24 protein-coding genes are annotated in these 23,880 nt (G+C 34.5%); 20 read left to right on the top strand and 4 right to left on the bottom strand.

The features are described from left to right. Positions 1-111: 111 nt before the first annotated feature. The 7 genes from GCQ56_RS10130 (at position 112) to GCQ56_RS10100 (ending at position 7,244) form a co-directional block, all read left to right on the top strand. Positions 112-1,353: an OprO/OprP family phosphate-selective porin gene (locus tag GCQ56_RS10130; protein ID WP_152734359.1), complete on the top strand. Its 1,242-nt coding sequence runs from the start codon at positions 112-114 to the stop codon at positions 1,351-1,353. Positions 1,354-1,556: 203 nt separating this feature from the next. Beyond that, positions 1,557-2,057, top strand: coding sequence for a hypothetical protein (locus tag GCQ56_RS10125; RefSeq protein ID WP_152734358.1), 501 nt, complete (start codon positions 1,557-1,559; stop codon positions 2,055-2,057). 10 nt (positions 2,058-2,067) lie between these two features. Continuing rightward, positions 2,068-2,850, top strand: coding sequence for a Rossmann-like and DUF2520 domain-containing protein (locus tag GCQ56_RS10120; protein ID WP_152734357.1), 783 nt, complete (start codon positions 2,068-2,070; stop codon positions 2,848-2,850). A gap of 49 nt (positions 2,851-2,899) precedes the next feature. Next, positions 2,900-3,403: an HAD family hydrolase gene (locus GCQ56_RS10115; RefSeq protein ID WP_227006046.1), complete on the top strand. Its 504-nt coding sequence runs from the start codon at positions 2,900-2,902 to the stop codon at positions 3,401-3,403. A gap of 25 nt (positions 3,404-3,428) precedes the next feature. Continuing rightward, on the top strand, positions 3,429-4,382 hold the full coding sequence (locus GCQ56_RS10110; RefSeq protein WP_152734355.1) for a UbiA family prenyltransferase: 954 nt from the start codon (positions 3,429-3,431) through the stop codon (positions 4,380-4,382). A gap of 62 nt (positions 4,383-4,444) precedes the next feature. Next, positions 4,445-5,023 (top strand): Maf-like protein, encoded by a 579-nt coding sequence (locus tag GCQ56_RS10105; RefSeq protein ID WP_152734354.1) that lies wholly within the window; start codon positions 4,445-4,447, stop codon positions 5,021-5,023. A 34-nt stretch (positions 5,024-5,057) separates the two neighbouring features. After that, positions 5,058-7,244 carry a S46 family peptidase gene (locus GCQ56_RS10100; protein WP_152734353.1) on the top strand — a complete coding sequence of 729 codons (2,187 nt, stop codon included), beginning with the start codon at positions 5,058-5,060 and terminating at the stop codon, positions 7,242-7,244. A gap of 219 nt (positions 7,245-7,463) precedes the next feature. Here GCQ56_RS10100 and GCQ56_RS10095 read toward each other — a convergent pair whose 3' ends face one another. After that, positions 7,464-8,279: a hypothetical protein gene (locus GCQ56_RS10095; RefSeq protein WP_152734352.1), complete on the bottom strand. Its 816-nt coding sequence runs from the start codon at positions 8,277-8,279 to the stop codon at positions 7,464-7,466. Positions 8,280-8,591: 312 nt separating this feature from the next. Here GCQ56_RS10095 and GCQ56_RS10090 point away from each other — a divergent pair, with 312 nt between their 5' ends. The 10 genes from GCQ56_RS10090 to GCQ56_RS10045 are packed head-to-tail and all read left to right on the top strand — an operon-like array spanning position 8,592 to position 16,927. Next, on the top strand, positions 8,592-8,939 hold the full coding sequence (locus GCQ56_RS10090) for a DRTGG domain-containing protein (RefSeq protein ID WP_152734351.1): 348 nt from the start codon (positions 8,592-8,594) through the stop codon (positions 8,937-8,939). A 10-nt stretch (positions 8,940-8,949) separates the two neighbouring features. Then, positions 8,950-9,363 carry an ATP-binding protein gene (locus tag GCQ56_RS10085; RefSeq protein WP_152734350.1) on the top strand — a complete coding sequence of 138 codons (414 nt, stop codon included), beginning with the start codon at positions 8,950-8,952 and terminating at the stop codon, positions 9,361-9,363. A gap of 6 nt (positions 9,364-9,369) precedes the next feature. Beyond that, entirely contained in the window at positions 9,370-10,737 is a 1,368-nt protein-coding gene (locus GCQ56_RS10080) for a [Fe-Fe] hydrogenase large subunit C-terminal domain-containing protein (RefSeq protein ID WP_152734349.1), read from the top strand. 6 nt (positions 10,738-10,743) lie between these two features. Then, positions 10,744-11,079 carry a DRTGG domain-containing protein gene (locus GCQ56_RS10075; RefSeq protein ID WP_152734348.1) on the top strand — a complete coding sequence of 112 codons (336 nt, stop codon included), beginning with the start codon at positions 10,744-10,746 and terminating at the stop codon, positions 11,077-11,079. A gap of 7 nt (positions 11,080-11,086) precedes the next feature. Beyond that, a complete protein-coding gene (locus GCQ56_RS10070; RefSeq protein WP_152734347.1) occupies positions 11,087-11,830 on the top strand; it encodes a PHP domain-containing protein in 744 nt (247 codons plus the stop codon). Continuing rightward, entirely contained in the window at positions 11,827-12,366 is a 540-nt protein-coding gene (locus tag GCQ56_RS10065; protein ID WP_152734346.1) for an ATP-binding protein, read from the top strand. The genes GCQ56_RS10070 and GCQ56_RS10065 overlap by 4 nt, the downstream gene beginning before the upstream one ends. A 30-nt stretch (positions 12,367-12,396) precedes the next feature. Then, positions 12,397-12,792: a ferredoxin gene (locus tag GCQ56_RS10060; RefSeq protein WP_152734345.1), complete on the top strand. Its 396-nt coding sequence runs from the start codon at positions 12,397-12,399 to the stop codon at positions 12,790-12,792. A 20-nt stretch (positions 12,793-12,812) separates the two neighbouring features. Beyond that, entirely contained in the window at positions 12,813-14,606 is a 1,794-nt protein-coding gene (locus GCQ56_RS10055; protein WP_152734344.1) for an NADH-quinone oxidoreductase subunit NuoF, read from the top strand. Positions 14,607-14,619: 13 nt separating this feature from the next. After that, positions 14,620-16,392 carry an NADH-dependent [FeFe] hydrogenase, group A6 gene (locus GCQ56_RS10050; protein ID WP_152734343.1) on the top strand — a complete coding sequence of 591 codons (1,773 nt, stop codon included), beginning with the start codon at positions 14,620-14,622 and terminating at the stop codon, positions 16,390-16,392. A 55-nt stretch (positions 16,393-16,447) separates the two neighbouring features. Continuing rightward, complete coding sequence (locus GCQ56_RS10045) at positions 16,448-16,927, top strand: NAD(P)H-dependent oxidoreductase subunit E (protein WP_152734342.1); 480 nt, start codon at positions 16,448-16,450, stop codon at positions 16,925-16,927. Between the two features lie 52 nt (positions 16,928-16,979). Here the strand turns inward: GCQ56_RS10045 and GCQ56_RS10040 are convergent, their stop codons facing one another. The 3 genes from GCQ56_RS10040 to GCQ56_RS10030 form a co-directional block, all read right to left on the bottom strand. After that, complete coding sequence (locus tag GCQ56_RS10040; RefSeq protein WP_152734341.1) at positions 16,980-17,699, bottom strand: LytTR family DNA-binding domain-containing protein; 720 nt, start codon at positions 17,697-17,699, stop codon at positions 16,980-16,982. A gap of 82 nt (positions 17,700-17,781) precedes the next feature. After that, complete coding sequence (locus GCQ56_RS10035; protein WP_152734340.1) at positions 17,782-18,153, bottom strand: DUF4907 domain-containing protein; 372 nt, start codon at positions 18,151-18,153, stop codon at positions 17,782-17,784. Between the two features lie 58 nt (positions 18,154-18,211). Beyond that, positions 18,212-19,267, bottom strand: a complete 1,056-nt coding sequence (locus GCQ56_RS10030; protein WP_152734339.1) for a kelch repeat-containing protein — start codon at positions 19,265-19,267, stop codon at positions 18,212-18,214. 345 nt (positions 19,268-19,612) lie between these two features. Here GCQ56_RS10030 and GCQ56_RS10025 point away from each other — a divergent pair, with 345 nt between their 5' ends. The 3 genes from GCQ56_RS10025 to hydG all read left to right on the top strand — a co-directional run bounded on the left by GCQ56_RS10025 (position 19,613) and on the right by hydG (position 23,858). After that, positions 19,613-20,962 carry a DUF4270 family protein gene (locus tag GCQ56_RS10025; protein ID WP_152734338.1) on the top strand — a complete coding sequence of 450 codons (1,350 nt, stop codon included), beginning with the start codon at positions 19,613-19,615 and terminating at the stop codon, positions 20,960-20,962. After that, entirely contained in the window at positions 20,946-22,220 is a 1,275-nt protein-coding gene (locus tag GCQ56_RS10020) for a hypothetical protein (RefSeq protein WP_152734337.1), read from the top strand. Before GCQ56_RS10025 ends, GCQ56_RS10020 begins: the two co-directional genes overlap by 17 nt. A gap of 204 nt (positions 22,221-22,424) precedes the next feature. Next, positions 22,425-23,858, top strand: coding sequence for a [FeFe] hydrogenase H-cluster radical SAM maturase HydG (gene hydG / locus GCQ56_RS10015; RefSeq protein ID WP_152734336.1), 1,434 nt, complete (start codon positions 22,425-22,427; stop codon positions 23,856-23,858). Positions 23,859-23,880: the final 22 nt, after the last annotated feature.

Genomic DNA, 23,880 nt, shown 5'->3' with positions numbered 1-23,880 from the left:
ATTCTCAGAATAACACCTTTTTAATGCACTAATTTATTCTTATTCTAATTTTATGTATGATTATATTTGTTTTCTATTATGTTCTATCATTAAAATTAGCTAAGTATTAAAATGAAAAGAGTTTCTTTAATTTTTCTTTTGTCTCTTGTTTTTACGAGTCATATATTATCACAAAACAATTTTACACTTAATAGATTTCTAAAGAAAGACAGTTATAAGTTTCAAACAAAAAATGAGCAGTTTAGGTTTGAGTTTGGTGGAAGAATGTTTGCAGATGCTGCCATTTATTTTAATGATGAAACTGAATTAAAGAGTGGTGGAGAAATTAGAGATTTAAGATTACGTCTGGATGCAGATTTTCGAACGAAATGGAGTGCTCGTATTAATATCGACTTTTCGGAATTGGAAGTATCTTTAAAAGATATTTTTATTAAATATAAAATTAATGAAAATTGCTTTGTAAGGGCAGGATATTTTTTTGAACCATTTGGAGTTGAGCAAACTGAAAGTACAAATGATATTAAATTTATGCATGTTTCGAGTTCGGTTGAAGCATTTAGACCTGGTCGAAATATAGGTGTAGAATACAATAGATGGAATGAATACTATTATTTAGGAGTAGGGATTTTTGGAAGCAAAATAAACTACAGTAAGGAAAAAATAAATTCTTATAATTATTATGTTTATTCGAAGAGAGAAAAAAGTAAAGCTGAACTTAGTTTTGAAGATGGATATGGTTTTTCATCGCGTATGGTAATTGTTCCTGTTAAAACAGATCTTAATATATTGCACTTGGGTTTATCGGGTAATTACCGAATACTTGAAAACCTTTCTCGAAAGGATAGGTTGGTTCGATATTATTCAAGAGCAGGAACTCATATCGAAAAAGTAAATTTTCTTGATGTTGAATTAAATCATGTAAAATCTGAAATGAAATATGCAGTTGAACTTGTCGGGGCAATTAATAATTTTTCGTTTCAATCGGAGTTAATTAAGGTAAAAGTCAATAGAGAATCAGGCTATAAAAATTATAGTGCGGATGGTTGGTATACTCAAGTTGCAATGCTCATAAAAGGAGGGAAATATTCTTATAAATCGAAATCAGCTAGATTAAATCGACCTAAAACAGGAGCAATTGAAATATTAGCCAGATACAATGAAATGAGCCTAAATGATAGAGGCATATATGCAATGGGAGGCATGCAAAAAGATTATACTTTAGGCTGTAATTGGTATGCAAGTTCTAATATAATCCTGAAATTAAATGTTTCAAACATAGCTGTTGATCGCTATGCCCTTAATGGAATCGAAAATTTTAATATGATTCAAACCCGAGTGCAGTTTTCTTTTTAATTGCTGAATGAAATTAATAAGTTGGAATGCTGCCCGTAAAAGCAGCATTTTTTGTTTGGATTTAAACGATTTGTATGAACCATTTTTTTGTTAATTGTTTGATGTGTTAGCTAGATAAACTATTTTTTCTTACAATTTAAAATTACAATTCGATTCCCTGATAATTCAAATGCAATTCGATAATATCTGTATATATTTGCCATATGGACAAAGAAAAAGCTGAACAGGAGAAAGAATTTATCCGCAAAATATTCGTCGACGAAATTGGACGATTGCAAAAGGAAGGATTCTATTTCTTTTCATTCATAATGATGGGACAGGCAATAGAGGCATTGGGTTGTTTTTTGGATAATAAACCCTTAAAAGCTCGTGCTCAATCATCAAAACGATTTTCTAAATCATTAAATATATTAATGGGTAATGATTACCGAGCAGTGAATAAGGATTTTTGGCTGTACGATAGATTGAGAAATCAATTAACACATTCGTTCGTTCCCAGTAAATCGCTCTTGCTTTGTTCCAGAGATAATCAGCCCGAAGAGGCAGAACATTTAGACTTTGTAGACGAGAGATTGGTTTTGGTTGCCGAAGACATGTACGAAGATTTAGTGAAGGGCTGTGAGAAACTTTTTGGAATGATTGACAGGGGTAAAGTTCCTTTGAAAAACATTGCTGCCTCGCCGCAAGAATTAGGAATTGTTTAATATCTGCCATATGATTCAAAATGTTGTAATGATAGGTGCTGGGAATTTAGCTACACAACTTTCTATCGCACTCCACGAAAATGGAATTGAGGTTTTACAAGTATATAGCAGAACTATAGAGTCGGCTAAAATACTTGCTGATAAAGTTAATTCGCGATATACCAATTTGCTTAAGGATATTGTCCCAAATGCCAATTTGTACATTTTTGCTTTAAGCGATAAGGCTCTACAAGCTGTATTGGATCAAATTTCATTACCAATTGGTAATGCGGTACATACTGCGGGCAGTATTCCTATGGATATTTTCGAAAATTATACTAAGCATTTTGGTGTTTTTTATCCTTTACAAACCTTCTCTAAACAACGAAAAGTCGATTTCTCGGATATTCCTATTTGTATCGAAGCCAATAATATTGGATTGGAGGAAGATTTATTTCAATTGGGAGAGAGGATTTCTTCAAACTTGAATTCGATATCCTCGGAGCAGAGAAAACAACTGCATTTGGCTGCTGTTTTTACCTGTAATTTTGCCAATCACATGTATAGCATCGGGCAGAAATTATTAGAAGAAAAAGATGTAGATTTTAAGCTGTTAACTCCATTGATTCAAGAGACCGCTCAGAAAGTTATAGATTTGAATCCTTTATCTGCCCAAACGGGTCCTGCGGTCCGTTTCGATGAGGAAATCATGACTTCACATCAGAAGGCATTAAAAGATACTCCTGATTTTCAAAAATTGTATAGTTTTGTGAGTGAAAGCATTTTTAAGATGCATTTCGAAAACAATAAATAGTATAATAATATAGATATTAACCAGTATGGCGTTTTTTAAAGAAGATTTAATGAAAGTTAAAGCTTTCATTTTTGATGTGGATGGAGTATTATCCAATGAGTGTATTGTGATTGATTCAAATGGAGAAATGTTGCGAACAGCAAATACCAAAGATGGTTATGCAATTCAGTATGCAGTAAAAAAGGGATATCCTGTTGCAATTATTACTGGAGGAATATCTGATGCTGTTGAGAAAAGATATCGTGGATTGGGAGTGAAAGACATCTATATGGCATCGAAGAATAAAATTAAAGATTTTGAGGATTTCATTTCAAAACATGACTTAAATCCGGATCATATCATGTATATGGGCGATGATTTACCAGATTTTGAAGTGATGAAAAGAATTGGTGTTCCTACTTGTCCTGCAAATGCTGTTGAGCAAATTAAGGCAATTTCAAATTACATATCTGATAAAGACGGTGGATATGGTTGTGTGAGAGATGTAATTGAACAAGTGTTACGTGCTCACTCAAAATGGTACGAATCAGATACAAATATTCAAAGCATTTAATTCTCTCTATTAAACTCCAATCGAAATGAGCAAATACTTGAAGTTAGTCCGATTTCCGAACTTAATTATTATCGCATTAATACAAATTGTAATGCGTTACTTTATTATTGAACCAATTTTGGGAATAAATAGAATTAAGCTTCAGTTGGCTGATATCGATTTTGCTATTTTGGTACTGGCAACTCTGTTTATGGCTGCTGCCGGATATATTATCAATGATTATTTCGACACAAAGGCTGATCGTTTTAACAAGAAAGATGTAATTGTTGGTCGTTTGGTAAAAAGAAGAATTGCTTTACTAATGCATCAGGTATTTATGGCAATATCGGTTCTGTTGGGAGCTTATGTTTCTTATAAAATTGGACATTGGCAATTTGTATTCATCTTCTTTATGGCGGGAGGTTTGTTGTGGTTTTATTCAACTTCCTACAAATATTATTTTTTACTGGGAAGCTTTATTATGGCGATGATATCGGCAGCTATTCCTTTTTTAGTAGTGATTTACGAGATACCACCATTAAATAAAAAATATGCCGATGTTCTTTTGGCATCTAAAACAGATTTTAATTATCTATTGTACTGGGTTGGCTCATTCTCATTTTTCACTTTTTTGGCGGCTTTAATTGGTCAATTTATAAGAGATTTATTATCGATAAAAGGAGATAGTGAAATACAAAGAAGAAGTCTTCCAGTGGTTATTGGATTAAAATGGTCTAAGATTGTAATTGTGACTTTGCTTTTATTTTTGTCAGTATCCGTATTTGGTGTTTGGTATCAGTTTTTGAATGCACCAATGGATAATATCACACCTTGGTATTTTGCCATTCTAATTATATTACCAATTGTTATTTTGGCTTATAAAGTGGCAAAATATAAAGTGGGAGATAAGTTCAAATTAGGTGTGTTTTTATTACGATTTGCTATTCTTACAGGCATTTCCTACGCTTTTGTAGTGAATTATATCGTCAATAAACTATGATATAAGAATATGTTGGATGTAGAAGGCATTATTATTTTAAATATTTAATTAATAAAAAAGACATGTTGAATAATCTGAAAGATTATCAATTAATATTAGCATCTCAATCTCCTCGACGTCATCAAATGTTAAAGGAATTGGGATTATCGTTCGAATTAAAAACCAAAGATGTAGAGGAGGTGTATCCTGACGGATTAACTCCTGAGGAAATTCCAGTTTACCTTGCCGAATTAAAGGGCAAGGCTTTTAAGGAAGATGTTGTATCGAATGAATTGGTGATAACGGCTGATACAATTGTGTGCATTGACGATTGGATTTTGGGTAAGCCAAAAGATAGAAATGATGCCGTAAAAATGTTGCGAGCTTTATCAGGAAGAGCGCACCAGGTGATTAGTGGAGTTTGCTTAATGAGTAAAGAAAAAAAGGTGAGTTTTGCCACAACCACTAATGTGCATTTTAAGATATTATCCGAAGAGGAGATCAATTACTATATCGACAACTATAAACCTTTTGATAAAGCTGGTGCATATGGCATCCAGGAGTGGATTGGTTTTATTGGTATTGATGGAATTGAAGGATCGTACTTTAACGTGGTAGGATTGCCAATTCAGCGTTTATATCAGGAACTTAGTGAGTTTTAAGATTAAAGAATTACTTAAACAACATATAGATAAAATGAAGAGAAAATTGGGTTTACTTCTTATGGCAGTAGTACTGTTTGTGGGAGGTCAGGTAAAAGCAGATGAGGGAATGTGGATTCCTATGCTTTTAAAAAAGTACAATATTGAAGACATGCAAAAAGCAGGTTTCAAATTAACGGCGGATGATATTTACGATATCAACAAAGCTTGTTTGAAAGATGCTGTTATTGGGTTGGGACGCGAAGGAAGACCTTTTCGCCACTTCTGTACAGGAGAATTGATCTCAGATAAGGGATTGATAGTAACAAATCACCACTGTGGGTATGGTGCAATTCAGAATCATTCAACACTTGAGAACGATTACTTAAAGGACGGATTCTGGGCTATGAATCAAAAAGAAGAATTGGTAAATGAAGGTATTACAGCTTCGTTTTTAATTCGTATGGATGATGTGACAGCACAAGTTTTAGATAGTATTACTGATGAAACAAAAGAAGCTGATCGTGAAAAAATGATCCGTAAGCACATCAAGAAAATTGTTGAAGCTGCGGAAAAAGATTCACACTATAGAGCAAGTGTGAAGCCATTCTTCAATGGAAATCAGTATTTCTTGTCGGTATATGAAATTTTTAAAGATGTTCGATTAGTAGGCGCTCCTCCATCAGCTATTGGAAAATTTGGTGGTGATACCGATAACTGGATGTGGCCACGTCATACTGGTGATTTTTCAATGTTTAGAATTTATGCAGACAAGGATAATAAGCCGGCATCATATTCAAATGATAATGTGCCAATGCAGCCAAAGCAATCCTTTAAAATTTCTTTAAAAGGTGTCGATCAAGGTGATTTTACGATGGTTTTTGGATATCCAGGAACAACAACAGAATATCTAACTTCTCATGCTTTAAAAATGATGACTGAGGTGGATAATCCTCACAAGATCAAAATTAGAACTAAGAAATTGGATTTAATGAGAGCAGATATGGATGCTTCTCCATTGGTAAGAATTCAATATTCTGCAAAATATGCTGGAGTTGCAAACTCTTGGAAAAGATGGCAAGGTGAAATTAAAGGTCTTCGTAGGTTGAATGCCATCGAGAAAAAGCAAGAATTAGAAGCTCAGTTTGAAAAATGGGCGAATTCACAGCCGGAACTTAAGAAGAAATATGCCGGAATTTTGAAAGAAATGGAAGGCTTATACAAGGAGTTAGCTCCTATCAGTCTAGCGAGAGATTATGCCCTTGAAGCTGGATTTAGAGGTGCTGAAGCAGTTGATTTTGCTGAAAAATTTAAATCATTAGCTCAACTAACAAAGAAGGATGTTGATCAGGTGGCTGGAAAAGTTGATGACCTTAAAAAAGAAAGCATAAAATTCTTTAAGAATTATAATCTGCCAACTGATAGAAAGCTACTTGCTGCTACTTTAAAGATGTATAGTGATAATTTAGAGGACAAGTATCTACCTAAGGAGATTATTACGATTAGAGATAAATACAAAGGCGATTTTGAAGCTTACGCGACAAAAGCTTTGGATAAATCGTTTTTTGCTGATCAGAACAAGCTAGAGAATTTATTGGCAAACTATAAGTTGTCAATGGGCAAGAAGCTGACTAAGGATCCTATTTATGTATTAGCTAATAGTATTAGATTCTTTTATGAGTCTGAAATTGCTCCTGTTTATGGAAAGTTAAATGCTAAGACAGTAAAACTACAGCGTAATTATATGGCTGGTTTAATGGAGATGCAACCAGAAAAAGTGTTTTACCCTGATGCGAATTCTACTTTTAGAGTTCATTATGGAAAAGTATCTGGTTATAAGGCTAGAAATGCTGTAAATTATGAACATTACACTACTCTTGAAGGAATAATAGAGAAAGACAATCCTGAAATTTTTGATTATGATGTTCCTCAAAAGTTGAGAGATTTGTATCATGAAAAAGATTTTGGAATGTATGCCAACAAAGCGGGTGAAATGCCAGTTTGTTTTGCTGCAACAAATCACACCACAGGAGGAAACTCTGGTAGTCCGGTACTTAATGCGAATGGTGAACTTATTGGTTTAAATTTCGACCGTGCCTGGGAAGGAGTAATGTCAGACCTGATGTATGATGCGGAAATCTGTCGTAACGTTTCTCTGGATATTCGTTACGTACTTTTTATCGTAGATAAATTTGCTGGCGCAGGATATTTATTAGATGAAATGAATATTGTTAAAGAATAAGCTTTAAAAATATGATATAAAAAAAAGGAATTACCCTGATGGTAATTCCTTTTTTTATATTGATAATTAAACAGATTTTAAAAGAAAATTAAAGTTGATGTTGTTTGTTGTCTAATCTTCGATCTGCCCTTTAAAGATAACAATACAAGTCGATTTTTAATGTTTTTCGATCACTATAATACATCTATTATTTCTATGTAATCATCAATAATAATGCAACTAGCTGCATGGTAGATAGTAATCTTTTAATGGATTTATAAATAAAATTGGATTTTTCTTCTTGAGCAGGTACCTTTTTATCTCTCCAGGACCAAAATTGTTACCATACCAATCATTATTACCATGTGAAAGCAATAAAATTAGATCAGACTGGAACTTCTCCGAAAACAGAAAAGACACTTCTTTAATTCTCTTACTTTTCGATGATGTTTTAACTATTTTATAATCGAAGCTAAATTGCTCGTACATTTTCTTGGTAAAAAGCAAAGTGGCTTTTATTTTTCTTAGAATTGATTCATTCTTCTCTTTTGGAACTATTAAATGGATTACAGCTTGATTAAAACGACCAAAATAGCTTGCCCAAATCATCTTTTCTTTGGTTTCTTTTTTGTAATCTACTGGTACAATAATATTCTTTAAATCACAATCTAAAGAGGTGTGTTCACCTATAATAAAACTGGGCACTTTAGCTTTATAAAGTAATTTGAAAATAGGGTTTCTCCTAAAAAATCCCGATAAGTTTTTTGATGGGAATTCACTCACAATAAAGACTACATCGAGTAACTTAATTGTATTATTAGGTTCTTTCTCTATCCTTCCAAGTTCAATTTCCTTGTATGCAATAGAATTCGTATTAAATTGTTTTATTAGCTGATCTAAATTGAAATCAATAGGTTTACTATTAGTGGAAAGCATATTTGCAATAGCTATTTCAGCCTTGAAAATGTGTGCCAATTTAAATGCATATTTAATTGCACCTGTTAAGTGTTTATAATCTTGAATTAAAACGAGTATATGTGGAGTTTTTTTGCTCATTAATAAAGAAATAAAGTGCTATTAATTAAAGTGGTTTACTTTTAACGAATATAGTTAAAAATACTGTTTTGATTTAAAAGATTTACTATTTGAAAGTATCAATAAATCTGAATTATTTCCTAGTCTTACTTATAACATGTCCAAACATTATTTTTATTTAGAATCTATAGTTAAAACAACGTTATTTAGACTAAATATTTATTTATAGCATTTGCCTCTATTCCTTTATATATCATTTATTAATCTACCTCAATTTCTTATCTTAGTGCCACATAAAAGAGTGTTTAGATAAACATAATTTAATACTGCGATATGGTGAAAGTGGCAGATGTAGTTGATAAACTTAATGCACGTGTTATTTGTGGAGAGAGTGATTTGAATAAGGAAGTTCAGTTTGGATTTGCGTCGGACTTAATGAGTGATGTACTTACTATAGATACAGAAAATCTTCTTTTAATTACAGGTTTAAATAACCTACAAACCATCCGAACTTCAGAAATGTCTGATATCTCTTTCATTTTGTTTGTTAGAGATAAAAAGGTTTCGCAAGAAATGAAGGAATTGGCTTGTGAGAATGAAATCACTTTAATTGAGTGTGGTTATTCAATGTTTAGAGCTTGTTCAGCTCTTTGTGATTTAGGATTAAATCCGGTTTACTAAAAAAGGGGGAATGGAATTTAAATTTGAAATTGAAGGAGGAAATTTTTCCAAGGCAGGTACAGCATCTAGCGGGGTGAAAAAAATCCTGAAGCAGTTAAATGTGAATCCAAAAATTATTAAAAGAACAGTTGTTTCTTTGTATGAAGCTGAAGTTAATGTTGTTGCTCATGCTTTTGATGGTACAATGTACGTGGAAATTGAACCTGATAAAGTAATTGTTCGCATTGAGGATAATGGTCCGGGTATTCCTGATATCGATCAGGCAATGCAGGAAGGTTATTCTACTGCAACACCAAAGGTTCGCGAGATGGGATTTGGTGCAGGAATGGGCTTGCCAAATATTAAGCGAAACTCTGATCATATGAATATTACCAGTAAGGTTGATGTTGGAACCAAGGTTGAATTAATTAACTATTTGAAATAGTTTGTGATGGAAAAGGTTCATTTTTATCATGCGTTAAAGGTTGTGGATGAGGTGTGTATTGGATGTACACACTGTATGAATGTATGTCCAACATCTGCGATTCGTGTGAAGAATGGAACTGCTAACATCAATAAAAATGCTTGTGTTGATTGTGGAGAATGTTTAAAGGCTTGTCCGGTAAATGCAATCATTGTAGAGCAAGATGACTTTACCCAGATCTTTAATTATAAGCAAAGAGTCGCTTTATTACCTACTGTTCTTTTGGGGCAGTTTCCTGATGGTGTTTCTGAAGTTCAGGTTTATGAAGAGATAAAAGAGTTGGGGTTTACTCATGTGTATGAAGTGGACGGTGCAGTTGGAGTACTTTCTGATGCTACAAAAAAATACATGCATAAACACAATCAGGAAAGACCGTTTATATCAAGTTTCTGCCCAGCAATTGTCCGATTGATTCAGGTCAAATTCCCAGCTTTGGTGGATAATATTATTCAGTTGAAGCCGGTAATTGATATTTCTGCTCAGTTTTATCGTAAGAAATTACAAGATAAAGGATTTACCAAAAATGAAATTGGAATTTTCTATGTGACTCCTTGTGCTGCAAAAATTGCTGCGGTAAAAAGTCCGGTTGGAGAAGAACAATCGTTGATAGATGGAGTGATTAATATGGATTTCATTTACAATAAGGTTCTTTTAAGCATCAAACAAAATAAAAAAGAGACCAAAAAATATCCCGAAAATATCCATATGTCGAGAAGAAGTATTGGCTGGACCTTAACCAATGGTGAAGCTTCTCAATATTCTGGAAGATGTTTGGCTATTGATGAAATTCACAATGTAATTGAAGTTCTTGAAAAGTTAGAGAACGAAGAAATTACAGATGTGGATTTTTTGGAATTAAGAGCATGTGATCATTCTTGCACGGGAGGCGTCTTAACTACTGAAAATAGATTTCTGGCTATTGAGCGTTTGAGAAAAAGAGCAGCTTGGTATCACCGAAATAAACCAGTTGTTCTTGAAGAAAAGGAAATAGAAAGGTTTAGACCTTACCTAATGGAAAATATATCGATTAATAAAGTTGAACCACGATCAATATTGAGTTTAGATTCTGATATGATGGTGGCGATGCAAAAGATGAAGAAGATTAATCGAATTATGAAAGTATTACCACAAATAGATTGTGGCGCATGTGGAGCTCCACGCTGTCAGGCTTTGGCTGAAGATGTTGTTCAGGGTAAAGCAAAAATGACTCAGTGCGTTTTCCTACAAAAGATGTTAACCAAAGAAGGTTTAATATCACCACTGGAATCATTCGATATTTCAGAGAATACCTGGGGAAAAAGAAGATTTGAAAAAAAGAATTTAAACGATCATTAAGATACAATGAAAGTAAAAGATATAGTTGAAAAGTTAGGCTTGAAAGTTTGCAGTGGCGAACAAGGATTAGATCGTGAGATTGAAGGTGGATATACATCTGATCTTTTGAGTGATGTTATGGGAAATGCTGATGAAAACCATGTTTGGGTGACTTTGCAAACTCATAAAAACATTATGGCGATTGCCTCACTAAAGGAGTTGGCTGCTATTGTTTTGGTAAAAGGATATGAACCAGAGGTCGATGCTGCAGAGCAAAGCAACGAGGAAGGAATTCCTATTCTATCATCAGAAGAAGAGGCTTTTGAACTAACTGGAAAGTTATACGAATTGATTAAAGCTTAGTAAGAGAATGAAAAAATTCCGGGCAGATTTGCATACGCATACTGTTTTATCTCCCTGTGGTGATTTGGAGATGAGTCCGGTAAATATTGTTCGAATAGCTAAGGAACGTGGTATTGACATATTGGGAATAACTGATCACAATTCAACTTTACATGCCCCTTTAATTAAAGATTTGGCAGCAAAGGAAGGAATTATGGTTTTGATGGGAGCAGAGGTGACAACCAAGGAAGAAGTCCATTGTTTGTGTTTTTTCGAGAATGAAGAGCAATTGACAGTTTTCCAGCAATACCTTGATCAGCATTTGCCAAAAATACCTAACGATTCAAATAGGTTTGGATATCAGGTGGTGGTTAACGAAGATGAGGAGATTATTGATGAGGTGGATTGTTTATTGATTTCTGGTTTAAATCAAGGTATTGAAGAGATAGAACAGAAAGTACATTCCTTAAATGGTTTGTTTATACCAGCACACATCAATAAAACAATGAATAGTATTATCAGTCAGTTGGGTTTTTTACCGCCCGATTTAAATGTTGATGCTTTGGAAATATCTCTTCACACCACAAAGAGTGAGTTTTTAAAAAAGAATAAATATTTGAGCAAATACAACTTTATACAAAGTTCTGATGCTCATTATGTAGATAATATTGGTAATGCTTGGACTAATTTCTATATGGAAGAATTAAGTTTTGGAGAGGTAAGCAAAGCATTGAGATCTGAAAATGATCGAAAAATAGAACTAGAAGAATGAAAGATTTGTCGATGCATATAATGGATATCATCCAAAATTCGGTGAGAGCTGAAGCATCTTTGGTTGAGTTGGAAATTAAAGAGAGTCTAAAGGATGATCTGTTTTCAATATCGATTAAGGATGATGGGTTTGGTATGTCTGAAGAGTTATTGGCTAAAGTTACTGATCCTTTTTTTACCACCAGAACTACTCGAAAAGTAGGTTTAGGTTTGTCTTTGTTAAAACAAAATGCAGAGCAAACAGGAGGAAAAATGGAATTATCATCGGTAGAAGGAGAGGGAACTTGCTTAAAAGCAGTTTTCTCACATTCGCATTTGGATAGACCTTCATTGGGAGATATTGCCGGTACCATGGTTTTGCTTGTTGGAGCAAACCCGGAAATGGATTTTTTGTATCAACATATTACTGATGAAGGTGAATATGTTTTTGATACGAAGGAAGTAAAAGAAGTTTTGGAAGGAGTTTCTGTTTCAGATCCTGAAATTATGAAATATCTGAAAGAAATGATTAATGAGAACCTAAACACGTTAATATAAATAAATTATAACCTTTAATAATTTGAGATTATGGCAAAAGTTAAATCCCTTGCAGATCTGAAGAAGATAAAAGAAGAGCTGCATAAAAAAATGGATCTTAGGGAGAAGAGCAACGATCCAGAGAGCCAGGTGCAAATTAAAGTTGCTATGGCAACTTGCGGAATTGCATCAGGAGCTAAAGAGGTGATGGAGTTTCTGATTGATGAAACTTCAAAAAGAGGTATTCAAACTATTGTGACTCAGACAGGATGTATGGGGTACTGTTATGCTGAACCTACTATTGAAGTTACAATGCCAGGCAAAGAGCCTGTTGTTTTTGGAGATGTTGATCTTAAAAAAGCTGATGAGATTGTTGAAAAATATATCAAGTTAGGCGAATTGGTAGATGGCATAATTCCTGTTAACTACAAAACTATTGACAACTAAACGTAAAAGAAACTGCAATTATGGAAAAGTATAAAATGCATATTCTTATTTGTGGAGGTACAGGATGTCGTGCATCTGCAAGTGAGGCTATTCAAAATAATCTACAGGACGCTCTAAAAGCTAAAGGGCTTGAAGAAGAAGTTCAGGTGGTAATGACTGGTTGCTTTGGCTTTTGTGAAAAAGGTCCTATCGTTAAGATTCTGCCAGATAACACTTTCTACATTGAAGTGAAGCCTGAAGATGCTGAAGAAATTATCGAAGAGCACATTATCAAAGGTCGTAAAGTAATGCGTTTACTTTACACAGATCCTGATAAAAAAGAAGTGGTGAGTGATTCAAAACATATGGGCTTTTATAAAAAGCAAATTCGTATAGCTCTTCGTAACTGTGGTTTTATCAATCCGGAAAATATCGATGAGTTCATCGGAACTGATGGATATGCTGCATTAGGAAAATGTTTGGCTGAGATGACTCCTCAATCAGTAATTAATGAAATTAAAGAATCTGGTCTACGCGGACGAGGAGGTGGAGGTTTCCCAACAGGATTGAAGTGGGAATTTGCTGCTAAGAACGATGCTGATCAGAAATATGTGGTTTGTAATGCCGATGAGGGAGACCCGGGAGCATTTATGGATCGTTCTATTTTGGAAGGTGATCCACACTCCGTGTTAGAGGCTATGGCCATTTGTGGTTACACAATGGGAGCTGACAAAGGCGTGATCTATATCCGTGCTGAGTATCCATTGGCAATTGATCGTTTAAAGGTTGCTATCGCTCAGGCTAGAGAATATGGTTTGTTAGGAAATGATATCCTTGGTTCTGGTTTCAACTTTGATGTTGAAATGCGTTATGGTGCTGGAGCATTTGTATGCGGTGAGGAAACTGCATTGATTCATTCAATGGAAGGTCTTCGTGGTGAGCCAACTGTTAAGCCTCCATTCCCAGCTGAATCGGGTTACAACGGAAAGCCTACTAACGTAAATAACGTTGAAACATTTGCCAACATTCCTGTTATCATTAACAAAGGAGCAAATTGGTTTAATAAAATTGGTACTGAAAAATCTAAAGGAACAAAAGTGTTTGCTTTGGCTGGAAAAATCAACAATGTTGGTTTGATCGAGGTACCTATGGGAACTACTCTTCGTGAGGTAATTTACGAAATTGGTGGTGGAATTAAAGATGGTAAAAAATTCAAAGCTGTTCAAACTGGTGGACCTTCTGGAGGTTGCCTAACTGAAGCGCACTTGGATACTCCAATCGATTTTGATAATCTTCTTGCTGTTGGTTCTATGATGGGATCAGGTGGAATGATTGTTATGGATGAGGATGACTGTATGGTTTCTATGGCTAAATTCTATTTAGATTTTACTGTTGAAGAATCATGTGGTAAATGTACTCCTTGTCGTGTTGGTAACAAGCGTTTGTACGAATTGCTTGATAAAATTACAGAAGGAAAAGGTACTAAGGAAGATCTTGATTTATTAAGAAACTTGAGTACTGTAATTAAAGATACTTCTCTTTGTGGATTAGGACAGACTTCACCAAACCCTGTTCTTTCAACAATTGAAAATTTCTATGATGAGTATATGGCTCACGTTGAAGATCACAAATGTCCATCAGGTCAGTGTAAGGCATTAATGCAGTACGTTATTGATCCTGAACTTTGTGTTGGATGTACGCTTTGTGCTCGTAATTGTCCTGTTGATTGTATTGCAGGAGATCGTAAAGAGGCTCATATTATCGATACTGCAACATGTATCAAGTGTGGTGCTTGTATGGAGAAATGTAAGTTTAATGCGATAAGCATTCAATAAGGAGGATCTTAAAATGGAAAAAATGATCAAATTAACCATTGATAATAAACAAATAGAAGTTGCTCAGGGAACTACTATTTTTCAAGCTGCCAAGGAACTAGGAATAGAAATTCCTACGCTTTGTTATATGCACCTTGGCGATATGGGAATTGAACACAAACCTGGTGGTTGCCGAATTTGTGTCGTAGAGGTTGAAGGGCGTCGTAATTTAGCTCCTTCATGTAACTCTAAATGTGAGGAAGGAATGGTAATCCATACTCACAACATGAGAGTATTAAATGCTCGTAAAACTGTAATGGAGTTGATGCTTTCTGATCACCCATTTGACTGTTTGGTTTGTGCAAAATCAGGAAACTGTGATTTACAAACTATGGCGCATCAGTTTGGTGTTCGTGAATTGCACTATAAAGGTGAGCAGTCAACTTACAAAGTAGATTACTCTCCATCTATCATTCGTGATATGGATAAGTGTATCATGTGTCGTCGTTGCGAAACGATGTGTAACGATGTACAAACAGTAGGTGCTCTTTCAGCTGTAAACAGAGGATTCGAGTCGGTTGTTGCTCCAGCTTTCGAAATGGACTTGGAGAAGTCAACTTGTACTTATTGCGGTCAGTGTGTGGCTGTATGTCCTACAGGTGCATTAACCGAGAAAGATCATACTAATCAGTTGATTCGTGATCTTGCTGATCCTAAGAAAACAGTGGTTGTTCAAACAGCTCCTGCTGTTCGTGCTGCTTTAGGTGAAGAATTCGGAATGGAGCCAGGAACTTTGGTAACTGGTAAAATGGTTTCAGCTCTTCGTCAATTAGGTTTCAATAGCGTTTTCGATACTGATTTTGCTGCCGACCTTACTATTATGGAGGAAGGTACTGAGTTGTTAGAGCGTTTGCAGAAGCATTTAGATGGAGATAAGGACGTAAAGCTTCCAATCTTGACTTCTTGTTGTCCTGGTTGGGTGAATTTTTTCGAGCACCACTTCCCAGAAATGAAGGATATTCCTTCAACAGCTCGTTCTCCTCAGCAAATGTTTGGTCCTATTGCTAAAAACTATTTGGCAAAAGAAATGGGTATCAAGCGTGAGGATATGATCGTTGTTTCTATCATGCCTTGTTTGGCTAAGAAATACGAGTGTCAACGTGACGAGTTTAAGGTTGATGGTGATCCTGATGTGAACTATTCGATCTCAACAAGAGAGTTGGCTAACTTGATTAAGCAGGCTAACATGGATTTAAATACTCTTCCAGAAGAAGATTTTGATAATCCTCTTGGAGAGTCTACAGGTGCAGGTGTAATTTTTGGTACAACAGGTGGTGTAATCGAAGCTGCTGCTCGTACTGCTTACGAAGTGTATACTGGTAAAACTCTTGAGAAAGTTGATTTTGAAGCTCTACGTGGTATGGAAGGTATTCGTAGCGCAACTGTTGATTTTGATGGTCTTCCAATAAATATTGGTATTGCACATGGATTGGGTAATGCTCGTAAACTTCTTGAAGATATCCGTGATGGTAAATCAGAATATCATGCAATCGAGATCATGGCTTGTCCTGGTGGTTGTATTGGTGGTGGTGGTCAGCCATTGCACCATGGTGATTCTTCAATTTTGAAGAAGCGTGCTGCTGCTCTTTATCGCGAAGATGAAGGTAAGGCGATCCGTAAATCTCACGAGAATCCATACATTATTAAATTGTATGAAGATTTCTTGGGTAAGCCTTGTAGTGAATTATCTCATAAATTATTGCATACTCATTATTTCGATAAGAGTAAGGATATTGAGATTGAATAAATTATTTTGAACCATTAGGATTAACAAAATCCAATTAATATAAGGAGTTTATATTATGGCAAAAATTAAATTAGCAAAATCTAAGGTGGATACGCTTGTGGAGATTTGCAAATCATTTAATAATGAAGGAAGCGAATTGATTAATGTGCTTCACAAGGCTCAGGAAACTTTTGGTTACCTGCCTGCAGAAGTTCAGGAGATCATTGCTAGAGAATTGAATGTTTCGGTTGCTCACGTTTATGGTGTAGTAACATTCTACTCATTCTTCTCAATGGTACCTAAAGGAGAATTCCCAATCTCAATTTGTATGGGAACTGCTTGTTACGTTAGAGGTGCAGAGAAAGTGTTAGAAGAGTTCAAACGTCAATTAGATGTTCCTGTTGGCGAAACTACTGAGGATGGAAAATTCTCAATTAGCTGTCTGCGTTGTGTAGGAGCTTGTGGTTTGGCGCCAGTAGTAACTATCGGTGAGCGTGTTTTCGGACGTGTTGCAGCCGGTGATGTTGCTGACATCATTAAAGAATATCAAGCTTAATAATTTGATATAGATTTTAAAACCTCCGGCAGTTTGTCGGAGGTTTTTTATTTTAATCCCAAATTAACTCCAATTCTTTTAATGCAGAGAAAAAAGGTTGGCGATACGTTTCTCCTATTGGAATTCTTTCCTTACCAATTACGATGCGGTTTCGATCTATGCAGTCGATATGATTTAAGGAAACAATGAATGATCGATGAATTCGGATGAATCTATCCGAAGGTAAATTTTCACATAAATTTTTCATTGTTTGAAGCGTAATAATACGTTTGTTCACTGTTTGTATCCAAATGTAATCTTTCATTCCTTTAAAGAACAAAACATCGTTATATCGCACTTTTTCAATAACTGAATTGTTCTTTATGAAGAAGAAGTCGTTATTGAAACTTGGTTTCGACTTATTATTGGTTGTAGGTAATTTTTGAGTGTAAATTCTATTAAGAGGTTTGATGAATTTTTCAAAAGGTACAGGCTTCATTAAGTAATCGAATGCGCCCATGCAGTGGTTTTTAAACTCAAAAGATGGGGTGTTTAAACTAAGAATAATTTCTGTATCGATCGAGTTTAAATTCAGCTTTTCTATAGAGTTATTTTGAATGAACTCCAGACCTGTGAAGATAATATCTACTTTCTTATTTTTTAGATAATGCTTTGCGTTATCAATATTAGTAAAGCAGGCATCTATTTTAAGGTAGGGAAGAAAATCTTCATATTTTTTGAGATTTTCAATGTGAGTAAGGTCGCGATCGAGGATAATGCTTTCAAGAATCATAACTACTAATATAGTAGCTTTTCTTGTTTATTAATGAGGTTTAACACTCTTTAACGAGGAGGTTAAAGAGTGTTAAAGTATTTTATTTTTTTTGTAAAATGGGCTGAAGTAATGAATCAACTATTCCCATTTCGATTAATTCTGATTTTGAGATGGAAGGCATTTTACCATTCTTAATTTTTTCTAGCATTTTTTCACCAACCATTTTGGCTGTTCTTTCTGATTCAAAAGGAGTATTTACCGGTATTGCTGGTATTCTTTCTTGAAAAATGGTTTTAGTGCCATTCTGATAAATAGTATACGCCCAACCATTATCAATCTGTTTCGTTTCAAGTGTCCAGTTTATTGGATCTCTTTTTGTTGTTTCCGGTTCTATTTTTTCATTTTTTAAAAAGTATAGAACCGCTATAATTGCAATTGCTACAATTGAAATTATAATTACTGATTTTTTCATTTTTACTATAGAGCAAAAAAAAGGGTTGTAAAAAATACAACCCTTGATTTATTATCGATTAGTTATCTTCATCGTCTTCTTCCATGTTAGGATCAAATTCCCAAACATCGTCAAGTCTAACTCCAGATGCACTACCTGTAGCCATATATCCTCTGTTGTTTACAGTAAAACCAACAGCATATTCTCTACTAGCAACTTCATCTTCTAACTCAGTTTTCTCATCCCAGTCTCCCTGACCATTTCTTTTTGTAGGATCAAATTCCCAAACATCTCTTTTAAGGAAACCATTGCTACCACCAGCAACATAACCTTTTCCATCCATTACAAATGTAACAGCATTGTAACGTAAGATATCACCATCTTTATTGATGTCATCATCATCAAGATCAGTTAATCTTGTCCACTTGCTATCACCTTCCAAAGTCGGATCAAAAGAATATAGGTCGTTTACAGCAACACCATTACTTCTTCCTAAACAAACATAAGCTTTGTTGTCAATAACAAAAGCAGATCCGCCTCTTAGCTTTTCACCACTAAATCCTAGGTTAGTCCACTCTCCAGTAGTTGTATTTAACTGCCAAAAATCTTTCAATTCATTTTTGTCATCTCCGTCAAGGAATCCGTAACCTGTTCCAACATATCCCATATCTCCAATACCAAAACCAATAGCTTCTTGTCTTGCACCACCTGGAAGGTCTGCAATTTGAGTCCATGTTTTAGTTGCAGGATTGTATTCCCAAAAATCAGCAAATCTGGTAACGTCACCGTCAAATCCAGTTCCTACATAACCTTTTCCACCTGCAGCGAATCCAACAGCAGATTGTCTTGCTTCACCTGGGAAAGAAGGTACAGCATCACTATCACCAGTTGAAGGTGATGCAGACCAGCTATCAAGTTCTCCATTGTATTTTCTAAAGTCAATCAATCGGTCATCACCGTCGTAACCAGTCCCAACGTATGCTTCGTTGTCAATAACAAAACAAACAGCATTGCTACGAACACGACCGTCGTAACTTGAGCGCTTGATCCAGTTACCGTCAAGATCGTCACCGCTGCTACAGCTGGTGAAAATTGTTAGGGTTGCAATAATACCTAGTAATAATCTTTGTCTCATTTGTTATGATTTTTCAAAGTTAAATTTGTTTCCGGGTCGATTACCGTTATGTTGTTTATAATTAATCCGTAATTGTTAGGTATAAAACAGGAATTCTATACTCTTGCAAAATACCCGGTGATTTTATCTGATCGACAAATATAAATAAAAAACTAAACTATAGGTTTTCTAAACTTAAAAAACCTAAAATTAATTTAGAAAATTTAACAAATCGAATTCCCTCTTCGGGTTTGTCGATATTTTAACTACATTTGTCCGATAATTTTTAATAATTTATCTATAAAAGTTCATTCCTGCCTTGAATTTGATTTCATTTGTTGAACTTTATTTTAGAATATAGAAAATATGCAAAGAATAAGTTTCTTTTTACTACTCCTGTCCATCTTTTTTGTTAGCTGTAACTCCGATGGATTTGAAGAGCATGAGTTGGGTGGTAACCTTATTGACAACTCAACAGATGTTCGTTTGATTGACACATTTACGATAAATGCTTCTACTGTTATTCTCGATTCCATACCTACCTCGGGTTATGGAAATATGATTGTGGGTAGATATATTGATCCTTATTTGGGTGTAGTTTCTGCAAACTCTTATACAAAAATTGGCTTGGGTGGTTCATTTAAGTTGGAGGCGAATGATGATCCAATATTTGACTCATTAATTTTGGTAACTTATTATAATCAGAGTTACTATGGAGATACTACCAAGTTGCAAACTATTCATATCCATAAAGTTTTGGAAGAAATAGAATTGGAAGATGATGGTAACTTGTATAATGTGAGTTCTTTTGAAATTGATCCAGAACCACTTGGTTCGAAAACTTTTAGACCAAGACCATATAGAACTGATGATGATGGTAGTTGGTATAACTTAAGAATTGAGTTGGATCCTGTTTTCGGAGAAGATTTGATTCAAAAGGCAATAGATCGAGATGAAATTTTGAATGGTAGCGCAGAATGGGAGAATTTCTTGCAGGGAATAGCTTTCAGACCTGCAGATGATAATGACGCAGCAATATTGAATTTTAGGACTGCAGATACGCTAAATATAAGATTGTATTATCACGAAACAAGTAGTGACAATTCTGGAAAAGTATTGTATCATGACTTTCCGGTTGGGGCAAGTTCATATATGTTTACAAATTTTAATACGGATAGAACAGGTACCTTATTAGAAGATTTAGTAGAACAAGAATTTGATATTAAATCTGAGGATACAAATGATTTGACTTTTATGCAGGGTGGAGTTGGTATTATGACCAAATTGGAAATTCCACATTTAGATGAATTGGCTAAAATTGGATTATCTGGTTCTCTTTTGAAAGCGGAATTGGTTTTTTACCCGGCACAATCAACTTACGACGAAGATATTTTTAGATTACCTTCAACATTTAATGTATTTACTTCTGATGATGAGAATAATATGTTGACTGCATTAACTAATCCTCTTACGGGTAGTTTGTTGTCTGCAACTTTCTTTGAAGATGTTGAATATGATGAAGGATCATATTTTACTTTTGATATTACCAATTATGTGAATACAATTTTAGATACTGGTATAGATGATGAAGAATCTCTTCTTATTTCTATCCCGAGTTCAACCTTGAGTACATCTATGGAAAGAATGGTATTGACAAATGATGATAAAACAGATTTTGAATTTAAATTAAAAGCGACATATGTTATTCAGAAGTAATAAAAATATCTTTTCTGCTATTATTTTATTCGTTACTCTTTTTGGAACGATAAATGCTGTTGCTCAAAACAATACATCCTCACCTTATTCATACTATGGTTTAGGTGAATTAAGCCAGCCAGTGAATGGAATTTCATCGGCTATGGGTGGAACTGGAATGGCATTTAGGAATTCTAATAGTATTGATATCTATAACCCTGCTGCTTTAGCAAATTTGGATAGCTTAAAATTCATATTTAATGTAGGTCTAGTTTCAAAAACGACAAACCTGAATCAGAAGGGTAAATCAGATTTAGTACATGATAATAATTTTTCACAATTATCTTTTGGTTTTAGAGTATCTCCTAGAGTTGCTACCGCGGTTTCATTGACTCCATATACGAATGTTGGTTATGATATTTCGACAAGAGAAAAGGTTACAGGTAGTGATTATGATTATATACAGAGAACATTAACAGGTAGTGGAGGTTTGAATAAATTAACACTGGCTAATGGAGTTTCTATATTAGAAAATTTATCATTAGGTGTTAATACTAATTTTTTATTCGGTAATAATACTACGGATGAAATTGTTGTTCTTCAAGGAAGTTCATATGTTTATTCAAGCCAGCAACAATTGATATCTCAAGGAATATATTTTGACTTTGGACTTCAGTATACTGGAGAGTTGAACCGAGAATGGGATGTTACTGTAGGTGCTAAATTTCAGCCAGAATTAGGTGTTCGATCAAAGAGAAAGCTTTATGTGACTAACTATCAGTCAAGCGTAGGAGATACCATTTACAAGAATACATTAGATCGGGGATCTTTTGATGTTCCTATGTCTTATGGCTTTGGTTTAGGTTTTACAAAAAATAAGCAATTGTGGATTGGCGCAGATTACCTTCATGAAAGATGGAGTGAAACTGAAATTTTTAAGGAGTCTAATCAGTTAAAGGACCGAAACAGATTTAGTGTTGGTATGAATTATAACGCTAATGATGGTTATGCTACTAAATTTCTTAAAAAATTATCTTACCGATTTGGTGCTTTTTATGATACTGGATATATAAAAGTTGAAAGCGAAAGAATAAATACCAAAGGAGTGAGTTTTGGTTTGGGTCTACCTATGGCGAAAGGAAAGGGAATGCTAAATATTTCATTTGAATTCGGGCAGATGGGAACAACGGATAATGATAATATTCGTGAAGATTTTGGTCGTGTAACAATAGAAATGAGCTTATTTGAGCGCTGGTTTATTAAAAGAAAATATCAATAACGATATATACAATTCTATAAAAACCCTTAACATATGTTGAGGGTTTTTTTGTGTTTTAATTTTTAAATAGAAAATTTGGACCTCAAACTCCAATTTGTTCTTATTCCAAAATAATAATGATTAATTTTGTTTTGAAAACAAACAAAATACATTGAAACAATATGGCTTGTTGAGCTATTGTTTCGAACAGATACAGCGTGTAAAATGAAAATGATCTACAAACCTCAAGAGTATCGGATAAAGGATGAAAGGATGAAACCTTTTATTGATGAATCTGAAATTTGGGAAATTCTGGAAGCAGCTGATGCCTCAAAAGAAAATGTTCGTCGAATTATTCAAAAATCGTTGGATAAAAATCGTTTGAGTCTTCAGGAAACTGCCGTTTTATTAAAAACTGAAGATCCTGAGCTTATTGAAGAAATAAAGGAAGGAGCACGAACATTAAAGGAAAAAGTTTACGGTGATAGAATCGTAATTTTTGCTCCTTTATATGTTGGCAATAAATGTGTAAATAATTGTACGTATTGTGGATTTAGAGCTTCGAATAAGAAGCAGGTAAGAACTACATTGGCTCATTCGCAGATTAAATCGGAAGTGAAGGCGCTTGAAGATAATGGTCAGAAAAGATTAATACTCGTTTACGGAGAGCATCCAATGTACGATGCCGATTTTATTGCTGACTCCGTTCGTACGGTTTATGAGGTGAAATCAGGTAATGGAGAAATTCGTCGAGTAAATATAAATGCCGCCCCTTTAGATATCGAAGGATATAAAAAAGTAAAGGAAGCAGGTATTGGTACGTATCAGATTTTTCAGGAAACATACCATAGAGAAGCTTACGCAAAATATCATATTAGTGGACAAAAAAAGGATTTTGACTGGCGTTTAACTGGTTTAGATCGTGCTCAGGAAGCTTTAATTGATGATGTAGGAATTGGAGCATTATTTGGCTTGTACGATTGGAAATTTGACGTGATGGGATTGGTTCGTCATGTGAATCATTTTGAGGCATGCTATAATGTTGGACCGCACACAATTTCATTTCCAAGAATAAAAGCAGCATCCGATTCTACAATTGATCCTAAATTCGAGGTTAGTGATGATGAGTTTATTAGATTGGTTGCAATTTTGCGATTGGCTGTTCCATATACGGGAATGATTCTTACTGCCAGAGAGTCTCAGGAAATTAGAGCCGAAGTTATTCGTTTAGGAGTTTCGCAGATTGATGCAGGAACAAATATCCAGTTAGGTGGCTACTCGGAGGATTCAGCGAAGAAACAAAAATTAGAACATGAACAATTCGAAATTGGCGATACTCGATCATTGGGAGAAGTAATTGATGAATTGTTGGATAAAAAATACCTGCCATCTTTTTGTACTGCATGTTACCGAAAAGGAAGAACAGGTGAGCACTTTATGGAATTTTCTGTCCCTGGATTCATCAAGAGATATTGTGCTCAGAATGCCATACTTACACTTGCAGAATATCTGGAAGATTATGGTACTGAGGAAATGAAAGAAAAGGGATACAAGCTAATTGATATAAAAAAGAAAGAATTACAGGATATCCAAAAGATTGAAGAATTAGAGACTCGTCTTGAATTGGTGAAAAAGGGTGAGCGTGATCTTTACTTTTAAAAATTATTTTAGCTTGCTTTGA

Origin of the sequence: Marinifilum sp. N1E240, from assembly GCF_009295825.1 — a bacterium.
GTDB classification, from domain to species: Bacteria; Bacteroidota; Bacteroidia; order Bacteroidales; family Marinifilaceae; genus Marinifilum_A; species Marinifilum_A sediminis.
Note: the sequence above shows the minus strand (reverse complement) of the source record. Positions and strands in the feature narration are given on the sequence as shown.